Consider the following 22,201-nt stretch of genomic DNA (forward strand, 5'->3'; position numbering starts at 1 on the left):
TTATTTGTCAAACTAAAAATAATCTATTATTAAATTAATCAATGAAAAGTAATTTAGCGAGTCCCAAATTTATTGCTATTGCCTTTTTTACAACATTCTTTACGTCTTTTTATGCCATCGGGCAGAAATCAAACCCCGAAGCCCCAGTCGAAAATTATTTACAAGATACCGTACTCGTGCAGAAGATTCCTTCAAATATTAGTATTCCATTCGATATTGCCATGAGCGACATCGAAAAACAAATCAATGCAACTGTTACGGGCCTAATCTATGAGGATAATAGTTATACCGATGATAACAATGATAATTTTAAGTGTAAGGTTTGGAAAAAGTCGAATATCCTAATCACGGCCGCCACAAACGACGTCTTTGATTTTACGGTTCCGATTAAAGTTTGGGCCGAAAAGGGTATCGGAGCGTTTGGTATCATGAAGTATATTCCATTAGAATTTGAGATGAATCTAAAATTCTCAACCCGATTCACTATCAAACCCGACTGGTCTGTGCAAACCTTTACCACGCCCAATGGCTACGAATGGATAACAAAACCTAAGGTAAATGTAGGTTTTGATGTTCCACTCGATTTCATCGTCGGAAAAATCATAGATAATAACCACACTAAATTTGCCAAATCGCTTGATGATGCCGTAGCCAAAAACATGACTATAAAGCCTTACGTGATTCAAGCTTGGAATGCTGCCATGCAACCATATTTGGTGTCAGAAGAATATCATACGTGGGTGAAAATCACCCCTTTAGAGATTTCAATGGTACCATTAAGAACTGTCGGACGGAATATCAAATCTGTAATTGGTATTAAAGCCTATACTGAAACCCTTACGGGAGACCGACCGTTTACGCCTTTTTCGGTTAGTTCTGTTCCCAATCTTAAAATTGTGACTGGAATCCCAAATGATTTTCAAGTTGGTTTAATGAGCGATGTGTTATTTACTGAAGCAGCTGCTCAGGCGAAAAAAATGTTTGTTGGCCAAACCTATGATTTTCAAGAGGGAAAATATAAAATAGAAATCACCGATATTGATATTTATGGTAGCAATGAGTTTTTGGTTATAAAGGCAGATATCAAAGGAAGCCTAAAAGGGGCGGTTTATATCAAAGGAATTCCTGTTTATGACCCAGTGAAGAAGAAAATCGTATTATCAAATTCGCAATTTGATATAAAAACTAAAAATATCTTAGCCAAAGCTGCCGCTTGGTTATTGGAAGGTAAATTGGTGAAAATGATTGAAGACGAGTATGGTTTACCAGTAGATGAGTTAATAACTTACGCAAAGCAGAATATCGAAACCGCTATGAATACCGAATTTAAGAAAGGAGTGAAGCTAAGTGGTAAGATAGATGCCGTTCAGCCTGATAAAGTATATCTAACTCCTACAAGCATTGTGGCACTCGTAATGGCAAAAGGTAAAGTTGAGGTAAAAGTCGAAGGTTTATAAATAATCTTAGGCTAATATTCATAGTTATTCATAAAACCTGTAAGGTCTTTAAGGCCTTACAGGTTTTTTTTATACCTTTGCATCAGAAAAAGTAAGCCGTCTTATCGCAGTTATCTTTCGGGGTGGCTGAGGAAAGTCCGAACAGCAAAGAGCATCATGCTACCTAACGGGTAGGGAGTAATCGGGCGACTGATTATTTACAGCCAGTGCAACAGAAAATAAACTACCGCAGCAATGCGGAAAAGGTGAAAAGGTAGGGTAAGAGCCTACCGCTCGGTTGGCAACAAACGAGGCACGGTAAACCTCATGAGCTGAAAGACCAAATAAACCGACAGCCCCTCGGGGCTAAGGCTGCTCGTCTGAGTCGGAGGGTAGGTTGATAGAGGCAAGTAGTGATACTTGTTCGAGATAAATGATAAGAACCGTTATTAGTTATCGGTTATCGGTTATTTGTTATTAGTTTTGATTGTTAGTGATTAGACCTGTAACCAATAACCAATCAACTGATAACTGATTTCAGTACAGAATTCGGCTTATAGGCTTATTTTTTCTTTTGCAAAACCTCAAAATCCGATAGAAAATTCCTCAAATCTTATATTTTTCTACAAACCACTCAATAAAATTTCTTCTAAATATTTGATTTTCAATGCAATAGTGATACCTTTGCAGTCCAAATAAAACGGGGACGAGTTCCCCAACTTTAAATCAAAAAAAAGAAATGGCAGTTAAAATCAGATTAGCAAGAAGAGGACGCAAGCAAGCACCAGTTTATGACATCGTAGTAGCTGACTCACGCTCACCTCGTGATGGTAAATTCATCGAGAAATTAGGTCAATACAACCCACAATCAACTCCAGCAGGAATCTCATTGAAAGATGATAGAGCTGTGTATTGGTTAATGGTTGGAGCTGAGCCAACAGATACTACAAGAAAAATCTTGTCTGTAAGAGGTGTTATGTTGAAAAAACACTTACAAGTAGGTGTTGCAAAAGGTGCTATCACGCAAGAAGTTGCTGATGCTCGTTTTGAGGCTTGGTCTAAAGAAAAAGAGGCAAAAAGAGAAGTTAAAATTGCTAAATTAACCGAAGGTAAAGATGCAGCTAAGAAAGCAGCATTTGAAGCAGAGAAGAAAAAACGTGCTGATATGGAAGCCGCTCAACAAAAAGCAATAGCTGAGGCAGAAGCTGAGGTTGCTGCTCAAGAAGCAGAGGCTACAGAAGAAGCTCCAGTAGCTGAAGCTACTGAGGAAACATCTGCAGAGGCATAATTCTAACAATTTGCAGTCATTTATAAAAAATCCTCGCCCAACAGCGGGGATTTTTATTTAAAACTAATTTGCTCGATATGACAAAAGAAGATTGTTATTTAGTGGGTAAGCTAACCAAAACTCACGGACTCAAAGGAGAAATGGCTATTTGGTTAGATGTAGATTATCCCGAAGAATATGAAGACTTAGAATCTATATTAGTTGAGATGAAAGGCGAGTTGATTCCTTACTTTGTTGAGGAAATCCAAATCAGAGCCAATAAGTCAATCATTAAGTTTGAAGATATAGATACAATTGAAGCAGCTCAAAAACTCATCAATTGTGATTTGTATCTGCCAAATGATAATTTAGAAGAGTTAGACGATGACCAATTCTATTATCATGAAATTATAGGTTTCAGTATTGTTGATGAAACGCAAGGTAAGCTCGGGACTATTACGGCCGTTTATACTGCCGAAGCACAAGACCTAATTGCGATGAATTATCAAAATAAAGAAGTGCTAATTCCTGTAAGTGATGAAATCGTGAAGACGATTGACCGTGAAAAAAAAGAACTTTACACCGATTTACCAGCGGGCCTAATTGAAGTCTATTTGGATGAAGATGGAACGCCCGACGATGCAGATGAGGAAGAATAAGAAGTTTTGAAATGATGGAATCAGAAAAAAATATTGCCGCAGAAACGCAAAGTTCTGGACTGAGAATTGACATTATATCGTGTGTACCACGCTTATTGGATAGCTTCTTCGACCACTCAATTTTGAAGCGTGCCAAAGATGCTGGCCACGCCGAAGTAGTCATTCATGACCTCCGTGACTACTCGATTCAGAAGCAAAAACAGATTGACGATTATGCTTTTGGTGGAGGGGCTGGAATGGTACTCGGAATTGAAACAATTGCTCGATGTATTCGTAGTTTGCAAAGTATTAGAATATATGACGATATAATTTACATGACTCCCGATGGAGAACGCTTTCAGCAAAAAATGGCAAACCGCCTTTCGATGAGTAAAAATCTCATGATTCTCTGCGGACATTACAAAGGCATTGACGAGCGTGTAAGAGAGCATTTTATTACGAAAGAAATCTCGATAGGGGACTATGTTCTATCGGGAGGAGAGTTGCCAGCAGCCGTAGTGAGTGATGCTCTCATTCGCCTTATTCCTGGGGTTTTGAATGATGAAACATCAGCACTTACCGATTCTTTCCAAGATAATCTTTTGGCTCCGCCAGTATATACTCGACCAGCTGATTTTGAAGGTTGGAAAGTGCCAGAAGTTTTACTCTCTGGACACGAGAAGAAAATTAATGATTGGCGAATGGAGCAATCCATCAAACGCACCCAAGAGCGTCGACCAGATTTATTACAGTAACAAAAAGACTTGACTATAAGTCAAGTCTTTTTGTTCTCTTTTCGTTTGGAAGTTTACTTAAGGATTAATTCAGCGGGTCATTTTTTATTCATATACAAAGTAATACTATTTTGCTCTGCTTTTTAAGTCTTCTATTAATAATGCTGTTCTAAATTCTACTCCACTTTTAGTCAAGTGATATGGGGTATTAAACATCATTGAGTCAGGCATCATGTACCTTTTTGCTGTACCTATAATATTTAGTTTTGAATGATTCAATTCATCTTCAATTTTCTTGATTTGATTGATTGAGTTTTTAAAACTTGATGCTTGATAGCACGGAAAAGAAACTAAGAGTACAGCTCCTTTTTTAGTTATTTCCTCATTGTATTTCTCAAAATATTTAATCACCTCATAGTTAAAATCTCCACTGATAGTAGGAAATGGTATGAATCTTTCTGGCTTCTTGCCCCAGTGGGTATATGTATCCCCATACTTATTGAATGAATTAACAGAATATACATCACTTTCCTGAATATTTATGTACTCAGTTATTTTGTATTTACTTAAGGCATATTTTGGTAAAAAACTGACGATATTGAATAATTGCTGAATGTCAAGATATTTTATGTTTGAAAAATCCACATCAAATATAATCCTCATTAATTCTTCCGAGCCCTCATCAAGGTTTCTATAATAATGTCCGTACTCAGGAATCAAAACAACAATGTCGCCCTTTTTAATGTTTTCTACAGTATTATCAATCATGTATTTTATCCCAATCAAAGCATGAATTCCAGTATTAATAGGATTTAGACCTAATTTTGAGTAAACAGTTTGACTATTTAGTCCAAAGCATGTATTTGACCCCCCAACAAAAATAACACGAGGCGATTGGGTGTTTCTCAATAAAGAGTTTTTATTAATACTCGCCATTAATAATGATTTTGAAGCTCGTGGGGTTGTTGGCATTACTAAGCCACAGATAATAATGGTTGGTATTGGAAGTAAAAAAAGTAAAGTCTTAAATATAAATTTTTTCATAATAGTCCTAAAATTGGAAATAAATAAATTGCTGTTCTTTACCCGTGGATAGGAGTATCGAAATGAATATTGCACTTATGATTATATAGTAAAAAATGTACCTTATTGAGCGTTTGTATTTAAGTGCAAATTTTTCAATAGCATAGAGGTCTTCTCTACCTGTCCATTCTATTAGCATAAATAATACTATTAGTATTAATATAACGAGAACTTGTCTCATATCATCAAATTTTGGGGTGCTGAAAAGAGATGATGAAAATATATCTGAAATATAATTCAGTGCATGAGAGATATTTTCGGCTCTAAAAAATATCCAAGCGAAAATAGTTAAAGTAAAAGTCAACAACATTTGAGTTAACTCTGTAATTGTTGGAAGAGACCTGCCTTTGGCCACAATATCAATATTATTACGATTGGTTTGTAATACCACCGATGGTAATATAAAAAGAGCGTTCAATGCTCCCCATGTTATAAAGGTCCAATTTGCTCCGTGCCAAAATCCACTCACAATAAAAATTATAAATGTATTTCTAATACGCATCCAATTGCCGCCTTTACTTCCTCCTAATGGAAAATACAAATAGTCCTTAAACCAAGAAGAAAGTGAAATATGCCAACGTCTCCAAAATTCTGCAATATCTCTTGAAAAATAAGGATAGGCAAAGTTTCGGAGGAGGTCTATTCCAAATAATCGAGCTGTGCCTAAAGCTATGTCTGAGTACCCCGAGAAATCTCCATAAATTTGAAAAGTGAAAAATATAGCACCGAGAAAGAGTGTGCTTCCATTCATATCTCCAGAATTATTGAATGCTTGATTAGCAAATATCGCACATTTATCTGCGATAACCACTTTCTTAAATAATCCCCAAAGTATTTGTCTTAATCCATCAACTGCTCTAAGATATTCAAACTTTCTTTCTTTTTTTATTTGTGGCAAGAGATGTGTTGCTCTTTCAATTGGCCCAGCAACTAAAAGTGGAAAAAAACTAACAAATACAGCATAATCTACAAAATTCTTTTCTGCCTGTATTCTTTGTTTATAGATATCAATAACATACGAAAGCCCATGAAAGGTGTAGAACGAAATACCAACTGGTAGTACCACCTTAATCATTAATGGGTTTATTTGCCATCCTAAATATGACATTGTATTGGCGAAGGATTCTGAGAAAAAATTAAAGTATTTAAAAATACCAAGAAAACCGAGGTTTACAACTATGCTTAACCAAAACCAAAATTTTCTTTCATTTTGATTAGTGGCGTATTGCATTTGTAAGGCTGTGAAGTAATCAAGTAAGGTTGAAAACATCAGTAGAAACATGAATCTCCAATCCCAGCACGCATAAAAAAAATAACTTGATATTAGTAATAGTAAATTTTGAAAACTCAGATTTTTATTTGTTACGAACCAATAAAGAACGAAGACAATAGGTAGGAATATTGCAAATTGTAACGAGTTAAATAGCATTATGTTTGGTTATATGTATTAAATTATTTTTGTCTGAAGAGAATATTGTTTTAGGTATAAAAATCAAATATACTAAGGTTATGTAGTACTTTTATATAGCTAAATGATTTTATACTATTTTTTGATAAAATTTGAGAATAAATATGACTTTAAAAGTTAAATTTTGCTTTCATTGATTTTAGTGTGTAGAGGTAGCAGATTGTTATGAGTAGTTTCACATTTCTTTCAATTCCTTTCTAAGAATTTCAAAAAAAACGCTTGGCCTTTCGAGCCAACTGAAATGTCCGCTTTGTTCGATGTAATAAAGTTTAGAATTTTTAGCTTTACTATCGAAAATTGATTGGTTACCATCGTTTACAAAATCTTGTCTGCCTTGTATTATTCTTATTGGTATTTCTAATTTTAAGGCATCGTTCGATATGTCCCATTTCCAATAATTTTTATTCAACCAATAAGCATAATTAAATGAATCATTATAATAAAATTCATTTTCATCGTTAGGTACAGATTTTAAAAACGGAACTACCTTGCTCTTGTCAAAGAAGTAGGCTTTTAATATAATACTCTGTGTCCTAAACTCTCTGTCAGGGCCACTCAAAAGAGTATCTTTTTCAATTATCTGCAATTGCTCCATATCCGTTTCACTGAGCCTTATCGAAATGTTATCCCATGAATAACGTTGAAACTGATTATTGGTACCTATAAACGCAAGCAATACTATTTTACGAACCATTGCGGGGTATTTTGATGCGTATAAAAGACCAAAATGAGTACCATAACTGTGCCCAATAATTGTCCATTTATTGATTGCTAATTTTTTTCTTACTTGTTCAATATCAGAAACAATTTTTTCAGGACTTACCCAGCTACTGTCGGATTTTCTTTTTTGAGACCTCCCTGTTCCTTCATAGTCAATAAGTATGCACATATTATTATTCAATGAATCTGCAATGCCACGCATATAATAACTCGAAAACCCTGGTCCGCCTTGCAAGAAGACAATTGCATCTCCTTTACCTTTGGTATAATAATGAAGATACCCGTGTTCGATTTTTACGGAGTCATGCTTATATTGAGCGAAAATTGAATAGTAAGGTATTGAAAGGATTAAAGCCGTGATTATACACTTTAGTACTTGATTCATTTTAAAACATAGTTATAAGTATAAAACTATTTATAATATTATTATCCTACAAATAAACCGATAAAATAAATATATGATTAATACAAAAGGTATTTAATAAATGTATTTAAAATAATAAAAAGTATAATTTTTAATATTTGTTTAAATAATACATTAAATATAAAAAGTATTTAATGTATTTATAGTTACTATCTTTTTACCCTTTAAACCCTGCATTTTCCTTGCAAAATCAATAAAAAAATAGTAAATTTGTATATCATTCGACGAGAATAGTACAATAAAAACCTAAAAAAATCATATAATTATCTTCATTTAAGTAAAATTAAAGGCTAATGGCTGAGGAAACAGAAAATTTAATTCCAGCGGACGACGATTCGCTATCTTCCAACAACGGCACAATTATCCCAATCAACATCGAAGACGAAATGCGTGGTGCATACATTGATTATTCAATGTCAGTTATCATTTCACGTGCTTTACCCGATGTTCGTGATGGACTAAAGCCTGTTCACCGTCGTGTGCTTTACGGTATGGCAGAGCTGGGAGTTTATCACAATCGTGCGTATAAAAAATCAGCCCGTATCGTAGGAGAGGTATTGGGTAAATTCCACCCACATGGCGACTCATCAGTTTATGGTACAATGGTGCGTATGGCTCAACCTTGGTCGTTGCGTTATATGCTCGTTGATGGACAAGGTAACTTTGGCTCAATTGATGGCGACTCGCCAGCTGCCATGCGTTATACTGAGGCTCGTTTGAAGCGTATTGCCGAAGAACTTTTGGCCGACATCAACAAAGAAACCGTTGATTTTCAACCAAACTTTGATGATTCCCTCGAAGAACCATCAGTAATGCCTGCTAAGATTCCTAATCTATTACTCAATGGTTCGTCTGGTATTGCAGTAGGTATGGCCACTAATATGGCTCCGCATAACCTTTCGGAGGTAGTAGATGGTATTACGGCGTACATTGATAATAACGAGATTACGGTCGAAGAATTAATGCAACACATCAAGGCTCCCGATTTCCCGACGGGTGGTGTGATTTATGGCTATAATGGCGTTAAATCGGCATTCGAAACAGGGCGTGGACGTATCGTAATTAGAGCTGTTGCTAATTTTGAAGTTTCAAAAACTGGCAAAGACCAAATCGTTGTTACCGAAATTCCGTACATGGTTAATAAGGCCGCAATGATTGAGAAAACTGCTGCTTTGATTAACGATAAGAAAATCGAAGGAATCTCTGATATGCGTGACGAGTCTGACCGTGACGGTATGCGTATTGTATATGACCTCCGTAAAGACGCAGTGCCAAACGTAGTTTTGAATAACTTATTCAAATATACTGAGCTTCAATCTTCTTTTAGCATCAACAACGTAGCCTTATCTAAAGGTCGCCCGGTAACGGTTAACCTAAAAGATATGATTCGCTTCTACGTTGACCACCGTATGGAGATTGTCACACGTCGTACACAATACGACCTCCGTGAAGCACAAAAAAGAGCTCATATCTTAGTTGGTCTTTTAATTGCCCTTGATTACCTCGATGCTGTTATAGCACTCATTCGTAAGTCGAAAGATGCCGATGAAGCAAAAGCAGGTTTGATGTCTGGCGATTTTATGACTGCCAAAGAAAAAGAAGAATTCTTACTTACTGGTGTTCAACGCTTACAAATCGTTGAGACGTATGATAACGATGCCGCTAACGGAATTATCCTTAGCGAGATTCAAGCAAAAGCTATCTTAGATATGCGTTTGCAACGTCTCACCGGATTAGAGCGTGATAAAATCATTGCTGAATACAACGAAATTAAAGCTTTAATTGATGATTTAAGGTCAATATTGGCATCAGAAGAGCGTAAACGTAATATTATCAAAGATGAGTTAGCAGAATTGAAAGCTCGTTACGGTGATGCACGACGTTCTAAAATCGAAATGGCCGCGGGTGAATTCAGCATCGAAGATATGATTCCAGATGATGAAATGCTCGTTACGATTTCTCACCAGGGATACATCAAACGTACTCCATTGCAAGAATATCGCACACAAGGCCGTGGAGGTACTGGTTCTCGTGGTGTTAAAACTAAAGATGAAGATTATACCGAACATCTTTTTGCTGCAACCAATCATAATTATTTATTATTCTTTACACGCAAAGGGCGTTTATTCTGGATGCGTGTTTTTGAAGCACCTGAAGGAGCAAAAACTTCAAAAGGTAGAGCTATTCAAAACCTTATCAATATCGAAGCCGATGATAAAATTCAAGCGGTTTTGAATGTAAAAACACTTTCTGATGAGGATTACATCAATAATAATTATATCGTAATGTGTACGGAAGACGGAACCGTGAAAAAGACTCTTTTGGAGGCTTACTCTCGTCCACGTCAAGGAGGTATCATTGCTATTAATATCGCCGAAGGCGATAACTTATTGGATGTAGCACTCACCAACGGCGATAATAACATCGTAATTGCTGCTCGTAATGGTAAAGTAGTTCGTTTCCACGAATCAGGTACACGCCCGATGGGTCGTACTGCAACTGGTGTGCGTGGTATCAACCTCGAAGAAGGCGACCGAGTTATTGGTATGGTCTGTGTATCGAGAGAAGATACTCAACTCTTAGTTGTATCAGATAAAGGCTACGGAAAACGCTCTGACATTGACGATTATAGAGTGACATCAAGAGGTGCTAAAGGTGTAAAAACGCTAAATATTACTGATAAAACTGGTGCTTTGGTGGCTATCAAAGAAGTAACTGATGATGATGATTTGATGATTATCACCAAAAAAGGTGTTGCTATCCGCATTAAAGTATCAGATTTGCGTGTAATGGGCCGAAATACACAAGGCGTAAAACTAATTCGCATGAGCGATTCTGACGATATTGCATCGGTAACTCGAATCATTCGTGAAGAGGAGGAAGACGTTGAAAATCCAACTGATGGAGCAGTAGATGAATCATCAGCAACCGAAGTAACTGATTCGCCAGAAACTCCAACAGCAGAATAATTAATCTAAAATAGAGTAGGAGAGAAGGGTTTTTCAATAAACAATTATCAGTGTTCTGATTTTTATCATAAATAACTACTCATCAGTATTTTATGCTAAAATCTAAGAAATACTTGATAATTGTTTATTTAACTTTATCAACTGATAATGTTAAACCTTTGTTAATTGCTCAGAAATTTTATATTTTCGACTAAATAATTGGTCTAAACCCTAAATTGAAAATAATTATCACCAAAACCGAATTTATCAAATGAAAAAAATCATTTTAGCGTCTGTAATGACAGTATTTACAACAGGCGTTTATGCACAGGGTGCTATTGATGCCCAATTGAAAGAAGCCCAATGTAAGACCGCTACTGATAATATAGCTAAAGCCGAAAAAGCAACACAAGACCCCAAGAAAGGAGTAAAATCAGCAACATGGGTAAAATTGGCTGAATCTCAAATCGAAATGGCTATTGACTGTGGCAAAGACTCATCAGCTTCTGAAAAAGCATATAACACATATATGAAAGCCTTAGAAGTAGATAAAGCAGCAGGAGGGAAGGGTGTAAAGGATATTGAAACTGCCATGTCTGGTACAACTTCAAGATTATATACTTCATTAATGCAACAAGGTGCAGGTTTCTATAATTCTAAGAACTTCAAAAACGCTCTTAAATTATTCAAATTGGCATCTGCAACAAGCCCTAAAGATACAATCGCAACATTATACGCAGGTATTGTAGCTCAGCAAGGACAAGAATTAGCCGATGCAAAAACGTATTTTGGCAAATTCATTGAGCAAGGAGGAAAAGACGTAGCAGTATTCTATGGTTTGTCTGAATTATACAGAAACGATAAAGAAAGTGCTAAAGCAGTAGAAATCTTGAAAAAAGGTATTGCTGTAAATCCTAAAGATAAAGATTTGCAAAGCTCGCTTATCAACGCTTACTTAGGTGGTGGCATGATGAACGAAGCGATTGATATGATGAAGCAAAGAGTAGCAAGTACTCCAAATACTCCGGAGAATGCTAAAAACTTAGCTGAAGATTTCAAAAACTTAGGTACATTATACGAAAATGGAGCAGGGGAGTTTGAAAAGAAAATCCGTCCACTTGAAAGCGAATTGAGTGTAGCTGCACGTGAAAAAGCTGAAGCAGAAAAAGATTTAGCCAATGTAGAAGGTAAAAAAGCAGCTCAAGAAGACGAATTAAAGCGTTTGAATGATAGATTGAAAAAAGAGCCTAAAAATGCCGCTTCAATCAAAGGTAGTATTGCTTCCGTAACTCAAATGATTGCATCTGCTAATTCTGAAGTAGAAGCTGCTAAACAAAAGATTGCAAAAGCAACTCAAGCAGCTCAAAATGGTAGCAAAAATGAGGCAGAATTGAAAGAATTGAAAGCAAAAGAAGCAGAATTGAAAGATTTAGCTGTTGCGAACTACAAAAAAGCTCTTGAAATCGACCCAGCTAACTTTGATGCTAACTACAACTTAGGTGTTTATTATTTCAATTCAGCGGTTGTAGCTAAAGGTGCAGTAGATAGAATGGATATGAAAACTTACAATGAGAAGGGCAAAGCTATCGAAGAACAAGTTTGTGCAACATTCAATCAATCAAAAGTTTACTTCGATAAATGCAAATCGTTGAAAGCAGATGACCAAGATACAAATGCTAATCTTGACAACTTGAAAGGGGTACTTGAGCAATGTGCTAAACGTAAATAATTGATTATCAGTTATTTGTCAATAATATTTTTAAGAAAAAGTCTGCTGAGAAAATTCTCAGCAGACTTTTTTTATGGGAGAGAGTATATTAGAATGGAGTTATAAAAAGTATTATTTAACATAATGTAAATTATAAAACTCGCATTTATATATAGATTTATATCTATTAAGTATATATATTATAATAGTTACTGTATTCCTACTCACGCACTCAGCTCTCTCTTCACTATATTTCCTCTCGCCTTCACTACTCCATACTTCCTTTGACTATACTTACATCTCACCACTCTCGTATAATTATTTCTGCGTAGAAATATATGTTTGGGCTTCCATTTGTCCTTTCATATCCTTTCTGAGAATTGAATAAAAAATATTAACTGATACATTGTATATGAATATCGAATTCTCAGAAAGCTCAAAAATGGCTTTTTTGCTCGGTATGAAGGTTTTATAAATGTCATAAGCAAAAGTTACAAGACAATAAAACGATTTTGTTTATATTGAGTTTTTATTAAAATCTAAAATATCTTTATGAATAGCGTACAAACTCGCAATAGATATTCTTAAATAAATTTAGTGAATTATAAAAAAGAAATTTATAAATAATTAACAGTCAATTAGTTATGAGAATATATGTGTGTTGATAAGTGACTTGAAAAGTATTCAAAAGGTGCATTTTTGGAATATAAAATCCACAAATGCAGAAAAATCCACGTGGAACATTTGTGGAAAAGTTGTAAATTCTTGTGAATATCCACTTTTAAGGAATAGAGTCCCCTACCGAATAATTGTTAATTAGGTCTTCACAGAATAAATTATAGTAATTATCATCGACCTTTACAATTAGCTTATTTTTCTTCAAATACTCGTCAAAACCCTTAGAAACTACTATTTTAGTGCCTTTTACCTTATTTAGAAACACAATTGAATCATAATAATTAATATATGTAGGCTTTGTAGTATCCTTCAGAGCCTTAATTTCTGCTTTTGTAACTACAATAGTATCTTTTTGTATGCTCGTTGGCATACTTTTATTCGATTCTTCAGTAAAAAAGTATTTATGTAATTGGTAGCCAGAGGCAGCGAAGATGATTGCGGTAAGAGCATAGTATCCAATTCTTCTGGATGAATCTTGTTTTGACTGAATACTATGCTCGTTATATATAGGATTGTCAGGAATCTCCTGTACAGTCTCTTTATTCAGAACTTGTTGCGGAAGTTCTAATTTTTGAAATTCAAATTTTGTCTTTTCCAAAAGGTCACAAAAGTTTTTGTATTCCTAAAATAATAGGATTCGGGACGGTTGATAAACTTTTTACGATTCTTCTTGGGTTCGACGCAAATATAATTTATTGTGGAGTGAAAATCAAAAGATTAGCTCATAAATGCTTTGAGAGCTTTAGGTTTACGGCCAACCTTCTTACGCATCTTTACTTTCTCCGGGCGTTCTTTTATTTTTTTGTCTTCAAAAAATACTCCAAGAGCTTCTATGATAATATCTTTCTGAGACATCCCTTCCCAATATCCATAGTCTTTCATTTGTTCAACCAGTTCATTCGGACAGTCAAATGTTACTTTAGTTGATGGGCCAGAATCTTGAATCGAACTTAATATATTGTTTGCCTGAACTGCTGCTGCATTTTCGGCTGTTTTGCCAGTTGGAACTAAACTTTCAAAAGTGAAATTTTTATTTTTTGCCATTGTATTGAATTTTTACTTTAGAATACTCGTGAGTATTATCAAATATTTTGTTTGTGAGGATATTATTGCTTTAGGCTACCCAAAATCTCTTTGGTTAAATTATAATAATCCATTGCACCATTACTGTCGGGCGAATAAGAAAATATATCTAAGCCATTTGCTTGTGCTTCCGAAACCGCAATATTATCACGGATAGTTGTCTTGAAAAATTTATCACCCAATTGTTGTTTGGTTGCTTCAATCAAATCATTACTTAGTTTTTTATTTATCTTAGGATTATATCGGGTAGCGAAAACACCACCTAAATGAGTATTTGGGCTAATCTGTTGTAGCTCCGAAGAATAAATCAAGAAATTACGTAAACCTTCATAACTTAAAAACTCGGCTTGAAGTGGAACCAAGTACATATCGCAAGCAATAAGTGCAATACGAGTCATACCCGAAAGTGTGGGTGGACAGTCAATCATGATAAACTCATAATTCTTTTTGACTTTATCAATCAGTAACTTTAAATTAAATGGGAATACTGGCGAAGCTTTAATGGTATCTTCTTTTGCATTCAATTCAGCCGAACTTGGAAGTAAATCACCAATCGCAGTCTGGATGACAACTGTGTCAAAAGATAATTCACCAGTCAGATAATTGCCTACGTGATTTCTCCCTACTTGAGCCTCTTGTACTCCGAAGCAACGGGTCAAACTTGCCTGCCCATCGAGGTCAATGAACAATACCCTCGCTCCTGCAAATTTCTGAAACGCCGCTCCTAAGTTTTGAGTTGAAGTGGTTTTACCTACCCCGCCTTTGTTGTTAACTACGCTAATAATCATTGGATATGAAAGAATAATATTTACCCGCAATATATGGCAAATAAAATATATCAACAATATCAATGTAATTAATTTTATCCACAGTATTTTAAAATAAGAAAATATCAATCAAAATATAATTACATATAGTTTAATACTTTTAAATAATATGAATTTATATAAAGCTATAAATGTTCTATTTTAATGGTTATTTTAAATAGTATATTTTATTTATAATGTAATAAAAAAAATATATAAATTAATAGTTTTTTTCTTTCATATATTATTGAAAATACAATATGTTTATTTGTAATTAAAATAATAAAAATTACAATAATTAATAAAAGTATATATATATTAAAATGTTATGTAATAAATTAATTAATAAAAAGTATTATTAGTATAAAACTAAATATATGTCACAACAATATAAATCAGTATAAATAGTATAATAAAAACTTAAAGTTAGCTGTTTGAGTGCTTGTAAAAGAGGCGTTTTAAAGGGTTGAATTTTTATGAAATGATAAGATACCTTACTTAGTATGTTGAAGTTATTTTAAGCGTGTTTTTAGTGGTAAAAATGAGGGCTACTTTGTTTGTAAATTGGATGGAAATATCTCGTATTGGCGGAAACTGTTGTTTGAGAGAAGAATTAGTCAGATGTAGACAAAAATATAGACAATTTGTGTAGTCATAAAACAGAAAAAAGAAGAAAGTAGCCTTCCTCCTTTTTTCTGTTTTGTAAAAATCTGTAACTTAAAATTTGAGTTTATTTAAAATAGAATCCGCTTGGAGCTATCTCAGTTTTTACTGAATCGATTAGTGTTCCTGAAGCTTGATACCTGAAAATATATCCAGCCTGTTTGTAAGATGGAATCAAACTGGTAAAAATTTGTCCACTTTTAGAATCAAATCCAACTGAAGAAAATGTACGATTGATAAAAGTTTTACTCGTACCAGTGGCTATATCGATTGCATTAATTTCTCCTTTAAGTTTATATCCGTCGGCTGAGTCATAAAAATTGTAAGTACAGTAAAGCGTTTTTTTATCCGAGCTTATACTTAAACTACTCGGAGATTTTTTATCATTGCTCCCTGCTTTAAGTTTTGTCTCAACTAATCTTGTGCTTGGATTAAACAACCTTAATTCTTTTTCTGCAACCATCCAGATTTTATTCGAGGCATCTAAAATAAAATTACTCGGATTCGCACCCACTTCAATCGTAGCTGATACTTCGTCTTTTTGTGTGTCAATCACCTTTATCGTTTTTTGACTGCCTACATTACCAACGTATGCGTTTGTCCCAATTACTACGATGCTCTCGGCTCCTTTATCAACTGGAATTTTTTTCGTGATTTTGTTGGTCGCTAAATCCAGCACAGCAACGAAGCCTTGCTTGTAAGAATAGTCAGGATTAAAAGTATCCCAGCAAGTGATGTAAGCTTTGTTGTTTCCCGCTTTTACAACTTTTCTCGGATTATCAATTTCTCCTTTAATACTTGCTATGCTTTTAAATGTGTGTGCATCTACAATTTCAATGGCATCTTTTCCATCGGTTGAGTTATCTATTAATATAATCCCTTTTTCGTCCATTTCTGAGTAGTCTGTTACTCCCCCGGCAATTGAACGATTATTCTCCTTTAAAAATATATCAATCGAAGCCGTCTTGCTATTACGGCTCACTAAAGATAGTGTACCGTTGTTATCAAAGAAATTTCCAGAGTTAATTACAAATACGCCTTCGTCATAAGGTTGTGCCGGAATGCTTTCATTTTTGTCGCATGAGATAAGCGTTAAAGTCGTTAGTGAAATCAAACTTAGATTTCTGAATGTGCGTGTTGATAAAAAATTGTCTAACATTTTCTTTGGGCGGACTTACCGCAATTTTCTGTGAATAATTATTTTATATGAAGTGTGTGAATTACTGATGAAAATTAAACACTGCCGCTAACTGGAAATTAATGCCAGGCATGGCGTTGCGTTTGACGTTGGGGTAAACTGTGTTTGTAAGATTATTAGCTTGAAAAATCAAGTTGGCATCTTGAGACATAATTTTGATTTTGTGTGTAAAAGTTGTGTTGATAATAAAGTATGGCGGAAAAGGCTGACCAGAGTGGTCGAAGGTAAAATAACGAGTAGAATTAAAGCTGCCTTGTAGGCTAATATTCCATAGTTTTTGACCGTAATAAATACTACCTGAAATTGCATGGCGAGGTACATAAATAAGTTGCTTACCGATGAGGTCTTGGGAGTAAACATCGTACACTTTTTGTTGAGAAGCGTGAGTCAATGAATACGCTAAAATTAAGCCCGCAGAACGTTGTTGTTGGAAGTCATTGTATTTCAATGATGAGTTTATTTCTAAACCTTTACTCAAGACCTGCTGGAGGTTTTCTACCCTATAGTTTTTTTCTGGGTTCCAGTACGTCCAGTTATCAATTAGGTTATGAAAAGCATTTATCGAAATGGAAGATTTGTAGTACTGCCCATGTAATTGTTTGTAATCAAATCCAATCTCTTTATTGAAGCCGTTTTCTGGTTGAATAGTAGGATTGCCCAAAACTTTCCAATAACGTTCATTTAATGTAGGTAGTCGATAACTACGAGCAATATTACCCAAGAAATCTAATTGACTAATTTTATTCGTAAAAAGATTGAAATTCAATCCAAATGCGGGTGTAAATGGTGCTTTGTATCGACTTGAAAATGCTTGTCGAAGGTTTAAAGTTGTTATGAGCTTATTTGTTTTTCCATTAAAATCAAATCCTTTACGGATGAGTGCGTAGGCATCTCCCCTATTTTCATGGATAATAGCAGGCCCATAACCGTCAACTCTGGTGGCATAATGAACGAATTCGCCCCCAGTTCTGACGGTCGGACCATTCTGCTTTGCAGCTGTTTTATGGCTAATAAAGTCGTGTTCGGTACGAATGATGTATCTATCAGTTGAGGCATGGCTTGGATTTTGGAAGTCACCTTTGCCGTAATCTAAAATATCTCTGATAAAACCCAACTTTACAGAAGTATTATCAAGCTGAGTGCCTGTGATAATACGATAGGCTTGTGTTTGAGTAATTTCTCTAAAATCAACGATATTTGGCTGAATAGTTAGTTTGTTATCGGTAAGCCAAGCATTAAGGTAAATAAGTCTATATGACGATGGTTTATTCGTATTAAATCTAAAATATAAATCCTGCACGAATCCTTTTTGGGTCGTCTCAGAAGGCTCAATCGGATATTCTCTTCCGTTCTTGTCGGTCCTAACGGCATCTACTGGAGAAATTTTACCATTGAAATTTCTGATGTTTCCGCCATAAAATAAGGTCTTTCCACTTAATGAACCCATTTTAAATGACTTATTGAAACGTGTACCAGCATTCAAATTTCCACTTCTAAAACTCCCATATTGTCCGCCAATAATAGCATTGATGCCTTTGTTATTCCAGTTAGGTACAGAGCTAAGCAATATACTTCCACCAACAGCATCGCTACCTACACAACTCGCCGACGAGCCATATTGAATAGCCATTTGGTCGAAGCCCATCAGTGGAATGGTAGATAAATCTGATAGTCCGACGGTCGGTGAATTGATATTCAAACCGTTCCATAAAACTGCCGTGTGGTTTGCTGAAGTGCCACGAAACGATATAGTTGTGAGCTGCCCAGAGCCGTAAGATTTGAGAGCAATTGGTGCTTGAAATTGTAAAAATTCGGAAAGGTTTTGATACTGAAATCGAGCCAAATTGATGGAGTCAATTTTCTGAACTTTAAGACCAGCCATGAACTTTTCGGGGGAAAATCCGAATACTTGAACTTCACTCAACTGCTGACAATCTTTACAATCTGTCGACAAATTTTGTTGTGAAAATGCTCCTACTGATATGCCCAGTCCCCAGCCTAAAAGCAACATTTTTTGAATGTTTTTTGGGCTGTAACTAACCATTTTTTTGATACGCCGTAGTGCAGCGTTTGATGGATTTTGCATCAGAAAATGAATAAAAGTTTTGTGCAAAAAGCATCAATCAAAGCCCAATAAAACAGCCAGCCGATGCTCTTCGACAAATAAAAAAACAAGGATTTTTATTATGATTCGCAGCATTGCTTTTCCTCCGAAAGCAAATGATACACGTAAATTACGGCAGGTCTCCTGACTCACCTCACTGATTGCAACACCTTCCCGCTCGATTTAGAAGCAGTGGTAAAGCTAAGTATGCCATAGACAAGGCAATCAGTTTTCAGAACCAAATGTTCTGAGGAGGTTTACAGTTGCGGGGACAGTTCTCGGTTAGAGCATTGCTGCTGGACGAGATTCCCTATTAAGCTAAAAGCACAAAAGAAGATTATGCCGATAGCACCGTAATTCGTTACAAAGGTAAGGGAATAAATTTGAATTGAAAAAGAAGATAAAAATATGTTTGGTGGTGGAGGAAAAAAAACAGCCAAAACAAACGATATGTGTTTTGGCTGTAAAGTTAATTTTTAATGAATCTCAATTTGGGAATAATATTTTTTAGTTGGTCTTAAATTCCTGGATTGTTCCGTCAGTAAACACAACCATGATGCGAGCAATGCTTCCGTGGCTGAAATTTGACAAAATGGCAGGATTCAGATTTTGTTGTACAGGATTTAGCTCGGGCGATTTTCTTTCATTCGATTCTCGTGGAGAATACTCAGGACGTTTAATGCTCGTAAGTGTCTGATTATTAGTAGGTTGGGGTGTTGTTTTAATAGCAACATCATCATCTTCTAAAAACCAGTTGAAGCCTAATTCTGGGTATCTACGGTACATTTTCTGTACAATTTCGAGACTTGGCTTGTTTCTATCCGATAAAATGTGTGAAATACTCGGACGAGGCACACCTATCTCGTCGGCAAACTTGGTTGATGTCAAATCTTTCTCACTTATAAAGCGTCTGATTTTTTCGTTGAGGTTCATTTTGTTACAAAGTTAAATTATGAATTTTACATAATGAAACAGTATAAAATAGTAAATAGTTACAATTATAAACTGATTATGTTACAAATATAAATAGTTTAACAATGCAAACCAAATACTTTTGTAAATATATTTTTAGGATTGTAAATAGCGATATGATTCGAGCTATTTACAAGGTGTTTACAAAAATTAACTGTTTGATTGTCAGTTATTTATGTGCTTTATTGTATGTGTCGTTTATCTTTTTGTAAGTAGTATTATTGAACATCGTAATTTGTTTGGGCAGAGAGTGAAATAGAATAGAAATGGCTCAGTTGGCTTATTCAATAGGTATATAGAGTTTTTATCGAATTTATAACATAAGTAAATTTTTTGACAAATGTTTTGCAGAATAAAATATTTCTGTTATATTTGTAAACAGAAACTCAAACATGATAACAAGTGCTTTTCTATATAAATTAAAAAATTATCGACTTACGTTGCTTTTCTAATTAACAAGAATTTTAAGAAAATTTTAAGTAAAAGGTTTACATTGAGGGTAGCAATACCACAATTTGGGATTCAATCGTCATAAACTCCTGTCTTTCTGAGGTGGGAGTTTTTTATTTTACTAACGCTCCAATTGCTAAATGATAAGACATTTTGTCGGTCTTTTTATTTTTTCTATCTAATTTTGAGTTTATCAGTGGCTTATGAGAGTTGGATATTTACCTTCGGATTCGCACAAAATAATTTCTGAGAGATTCTGAGATTCTTGATTTAGGCATGAAATTATTCAAACCGTCAAAAAATATTTTTTAAAAAAAACTGTCGCATTCGCCATTTTTATAACTTAACGCATTCGCAACAAAAAATTTCATTATAAATAAACATCTCCCCTACGCACAAGAGAAAACACCATGAGTAGAAACAAAAATGTATTTTTTATTGAACAACTGGATATAGCTAAACATCAGTTAAGAGGTCTTCTGTTGGTTACGCCCATGGCAATTATATCTGGGCTTGTGGTTGCATTTTTCCTTTGGTTGCTTGATGCAGTTACACATATTAGGTGGAGCAATAGTTGGTTGATTTATCTTTTGCCCTTTGCAGGGGTAATCATTGTGATGCTTTACAAGCACTTTGGTAAAGGCACAGAAGCTGGAAATAATCTGATAATAGAAGAGATTCACGAAAGTACCGATAAAGGAGTTTCTATTCGCATGACTCCGTTAATAATTTCTACAACTGTACTTACACATTTGTTTGGAGGTTCGGCTGGCCGTGAAGGAACGGCAGTACAGATTGGAGGTAGTATCGCTTCTTATTTGTCAAGGCTATTGAAACTTAAAAAAGTAGATAATAGAATATTGCTCATGAGTGGCATAGCAGCGGGCTTTGGGGCTGTATTTGGAACTCCAATCGCAGGAGCAATATTTGCAATGGAAGTGCTAACAGTTGGGAGAATAAAATATGATGCTTTATTGCCTTGCTTGTATGCTTCAACTCTCGCTGATTTGGTCTGCTCTGCTTGTGGGATAACTCACACGCATTATCATATCATCTATCAGGATGCTCACACATTAATTGGGTCTCTGGGTCTAAACCTAAATTTGAGTTTGTTGGTGAAAGCTTTAGCAGCTGGAATTGCATTTGGATTGGCAGCTTTGTTGTTCATTAGACTTTCAGAGTTAATAAAATCAACTGCCAGCAAATACATCAAACAAAGTTTATTAATTCCGGTAGTTGGTGGAGGATTAGTTTTGTTGATAAGCTATATGCTAAACACTGATGATTATCTGGGGCTTGGAGTGAATACTCAAAACGGAACAGGAATAAGTATTGTATCTGCTTTTGAAAGTAAAGTAGATTCTTTTAGCTGGCTATGGAAATTACTTCTTACTGCTATAACATTAAGTATGGGTTTTAAAGGTGGAGAAGTGACACCATTGTTTTTTATTGGTGCAACACTGGGTAATTCAGTAGCGGTTTTATTGGGTGCTCCAATCGACTTATTTGCGGGATTAGGATTCATTGCTGTTTTTGCTGCTGCTACTAACACGCCAATGGCAAGTATTATTTTGGGAGTAGAATTATTTGGTGGAGAATATCTATTATACTATGCTATTTCGTGCGTTTTAGCGTATTATTTTAGTGGTCATAAGGGAATTTATCATACACAACGTGTGGAGGTCTCTAAAGGGCTTAAAAACAACTAAAATAAAGATTTTGAGGAGGTTCTTTCAAATGTGTTTAACAAGTGGAGGATTTATTCACAAAAACGCCCATTCAAGAAACCTGAATGGGCGTTTTTTATAAACTGAAGTATTT

General features: G+C 35.1%; 16 protein-coding genes, 1 other RNA gene and 1 riboswitch. Of the genes, 8 read left to right on the top strand and 9 right to left on the bottom strand.

Features of this window, described 5'->3' with window-relative positions; all coding sequences use genetic code 11:
- Positions 1-41 precede the first annotated feature (41 nt).
- The 5 genes from IEX65_RS05825 (at position 42) to trmD (ending at position 4,096) form a co-directional block, all read left to right on the top strand.
- Positions 42-1,457 (top strand): DUF4403 family protein, encoded by a 1,416-nt coding sequence (locus IEX65_RS05825; protein WP_188765083.1) that lies wholly within the window; start codon positions 42-44, stop codon positions 1,455-1,457.
- 88 nt (positions 1,458-1,545) lie between these two features.
- Positions 1,546-2,009: RNase P RNA component class A (gene rnpB, locus IEX65_RS05830), an RNA gene on the top strand.
- A gap of 166 nt (positions 2,010-2,175) precedes the next feature.
- Positions 2,176-2,724: a 30S ribosomal protein S16 gene (locus IEX65_RS05835; RefSeq protein WP_188765084.1), complete on the top strand. Its 549-nt coding sequence runs from the start codon at positions 2,176-2,178 to the stop codon at positions 2,722-2,724.
- Positions 2,725-2,801: 77 nt separating this feature from the next.
- Positions 2,802-3,362 (top strand): ribosome maturation factor RimM, encoded by a 561-nt coding sequence (rimM, locus tag IEX65_RS05840; protein WP_188765085.1) that lies wholly within the window; start codon positions 2,802-2,804, stop codon positions 3,360-3,362.
- Between the two features lie 59 nt (positions 3,363-3,421).
- A complete protein-coding gene (gene trmD, locus IEX65_RS05845; RefSeq protein WP_188765394.1) occupies positions 3,422-4,096 on the top strand; it encodes a tRNA (guanosine(37)-N1)-methyltransferase TrmD in 675 nt (224 codons plus the stop codon).
- A gap of 105 nt (positions 4,097-4,201) precedes the next feature.
- Here trmD and IEX65_RS05850 read toward each other — a convergent pair whose 3' ends face one another.
- From IEX65_RS05850 to IEX65_RS05860, 3 genes are all read right to left on the bottom strand, one after another.
- Positions 4,202-5,119, bottom strand: coding sequence for a hypothetical protein (locus IEX65_RS05850; protein WP_188765086.1), 918 nt, complete (start codon positions 5,117-5,119; stop codon positions 4,202-4,204).
- 7 nt (positions 5,120-5,126) lie between these two features.
- A complete protein-coding gene (locus IEX65_RS05855; RefSeq protein ID WP_308424947.1) occupies positions 5,127-6,428 on the bottom strand; it encodes an MBOAT family O-acyltransferase in 1,302 nt (433 codons plus the stop codon).
- Positions 6,429-6,801: 373 nt separating this feature from the next.
- A complete protein-coding gene (locus IEX65_RS05860; protein ID WP_188765088.1) occupies positions 6,802-7,731 on the bottom strand; it encodes an alpha/beta hydrolase in 930 nt (309 codons plus the stop codon).
- 332 nt (positions 7,732-8,063) lie between these two features.
- Here IEX65_RS05860 and gyrA point away from each other — a divergent pair, with 332 nt between their 5' ends.
- Together gyrA and IEX65_RS05870 are read left to right on the top strand one after the other, a co-directional pair.
- Positions 8,064-10,739, top strand: a complete 2,676-nt coding sequence (gene gyrA / locus IEX65_RS05865; RefSeq protein ID WP_188765089.1) for a DNA gyrase subunit A — start codon at positions 8,064-8,066, stop codon at positions 10,737-10,739.
- Positions 10,740-10,989: 250 nt separating this feature from the next.
- Positions 10,990-12,447, top strand: coding sequence for a tetratricopeptide repeat protein (locus IEX65_RS05870; protein ID WP_188765090.1), 1,458 nt, complete (start codon positions 10,990-10,992; stop codon positions 12,445-12,447).
- A 760-nt stretch (positions 12,448-13,207) separates the two neighbouring features.
- Here IEX65_RS05870 and IEX65_RS05875 read toward each other — a convergent pair.
- The 6 genes from IEX65_RS05875 to IEX65_RS05900 all read right to left on the bottom strand — a co-directional run bounded on the left by IEX65_RS05875 (position 13,208) and on the right by IEX65_RS05900 (position 19,891).
- Positions 13,208-13,702 (bottom strand): hypothetical protein, encoded by a 495-nt coding sequence (locus IEX65_RS05875; RefSeq protein ID WP_188765091.1) that lies wholly within the window; start codon positions 13,700-13,702, stop codon positions 13,208-13,210.
- A 119-nt stretch (positions 13,703-13,821) separates the two neighbouring features.
- Complete coding sequence (locus IEX65_RS05880) at positions 13,822-14,148, bottom strand: hypothetical protein (protein ID WP_188765092.1); 327 nt, start codon at positions 14,146-14,148, stop codon at positions 13,822-13,824.
- Positions 14,149-14,210: 62 nt separating this feature from the next.
- Complete coding sequence (locus IEX65_RS05885; protein ID WP_188765093.1) at positions 14,211-14,975, bottom strand: ParA family protein; 765 nt, start codon at positions 14,973-14,975, stop codon at positions 14,211-14,213.
- A 748-nt stretch (positions 14,976-15,723) separates the two neighbouring features.
- Complete coding sequence (locus IEX65_RS05890; protein WP_188765094.1) at positions 15,724-16,815, bottom strand: YncE family protein; 1,092 nt, start codon at positions 16,813-16,815, stop codon at positions 15,724-15,726.
- A gap of 61 nt (positions 16,816-16,876) precedes the next feature.
- Entirely contained in the window at positions 16,877-18,940 is a 2,064-nt protein-coding gene (locus IEX65_RS05895; RefSeq protein WP_188765095.1) for a TonB-dependent receptor plug domain-containing protein, read from the bottom strand.
- 135 nt (positions 18,941-19,075) lie between these two features.
- A riboswitch (cobalamin riboswitch) is annotated at positions 19,076-19,329 on the bottom strand.
- Positions 19,330-19,465: 136 nt separating this feature from the next.
- On the bottom strand, positions 19,466-19,891 hold the full coding sequence (locus tag IEX65_RS05900; protein ID WP_188765096.1) for a helix-turn-helix transcriptional regulator: 426 nt from the start codon (positions 19,889-19,891) through the stop codon (positions 19,466-19,468).
- 899 nt (positions 19,892-20,790) lie between these two features.
- Between IEX65_RS05900 and IEX65_RS05905 the strand changes: the two genes are divergently transcribed.
- Positions 20,791-22,089 carry a voltage-gated chloride channel family protein gene (locus IEX65_RS05905; RefSeq protein ID WP_188765097.1) on the top strand — a complete coding sequence of 433 codons (1,299 nt, stop codon included), beginning with the start codon at positions 20,791-20,793 and terminating at the stop codon, positions 22,087-22,089.
- Positions 22,090-22,201: the final 112 nt, after the last annotated feature.

The sequence above is a fragment of the Emticicia aquatilis genome (genome assembly GCF_014644295.1).
GTDB classification, from domain to species: domain Bacteria; phylum Bacteroidota; class Bacteroidia; order Cytophagales; family Spirosomataceae; genus Emticicia; species Emticicia aquatilis.

Coding starts and splice junctions, on each gene's coding strand:
- IEX65_RS05825 (WP_188765083.1), top strand. CDS start 42: ATGAAAAGTAATTTAGCGAGTCCCAAATTTATTGCTATTGCCTTTTTT.
- IEX65_RS05835 (WP_188765084.1), top strand. CDS start 2,176: ATGGCAGTTAAAATCAGATTAGCAAGAAGAGGACGCAAGCAAGCACCA.
- rimM (WP_188765085.1), top strand. CDS start 2,802: ATGACAAAAGAAGATTGTTATTTAGTGGGTAAGCTAACCAAAACTCAC.
- IEX65_RS05850 (WP_188765086.1), bottom strand. CDS start 5,119: ATGAAAAAATTTATATTTAAGACTTTACTTTTTTTACTTCCAATACCA.
- IEX65_RS05855 (WP_308424947.1), bottom strand. CDS start 6,428: ATGTTTTCAACCTTACTTGATTACTTCACAGCCTTACAAATGCAATAC.
- IEX65_RS05860 (WP_188765088.1), bottom strand. CDS start 7,731: ATGAATCAAGTACTAAAGTGTATAATCACGGCTTTAATCCTTTCAATA.
- gyrA (WP_188765089.1), top strand. CDS start 8,064: ATGGCTGAGGAAACAGAAAATTTAATTCCAGCGGACGACGATTCGCTA.
- IEX65_RS05870 (WP_188765090.1), top strand. CDS start 10,990: ATGAAAAAAATCATTTTAGCGTCTGTAATGACAGTATTTACAACAGGC.
- IEX65_RS05880 (WP_188765092.1), bottom strand. CDS start 14,148: ATGGCAAAAAATAAAAATTTCACTTTTGAAAGTTTAGTTCCAACTGGC.
- IEX65_RS05885 (WP_188765093.1), bottom strand. CDS start 14,975: ATGATTATTAGCGTAGTTAACAACAAAGGCGGGGTAGGTAAAACCACT.
- IEX65_RS05890 (WP_188765094.1), bottom strand. CDS start 16,815: ATGTTAGACAATTTTTTATCAACACGCACATTCAGAAATCTAAGTTTG.
- IEX65_RS05895 (WP_188765095.1), bottom strand. CDS start 18,940: ATGCAAAATCCATCAAACGCTGCACTACGGCGTATCAAAAAAATGGTT.
- IEX65_RS05900 (WP_188765096.1), bottom strand. CDS start 19,891: ATGAACCTCAACGAAAAAATCAGACGCTTTATAAGTGAGAAAGATTTG.
- IEX65_RS05905 (WP_188765097.1), top strand. CDS start 20,791: ATGAGTAGAAACAAAAATGTATTTTTTATTGAACAACTGGATATAGCT.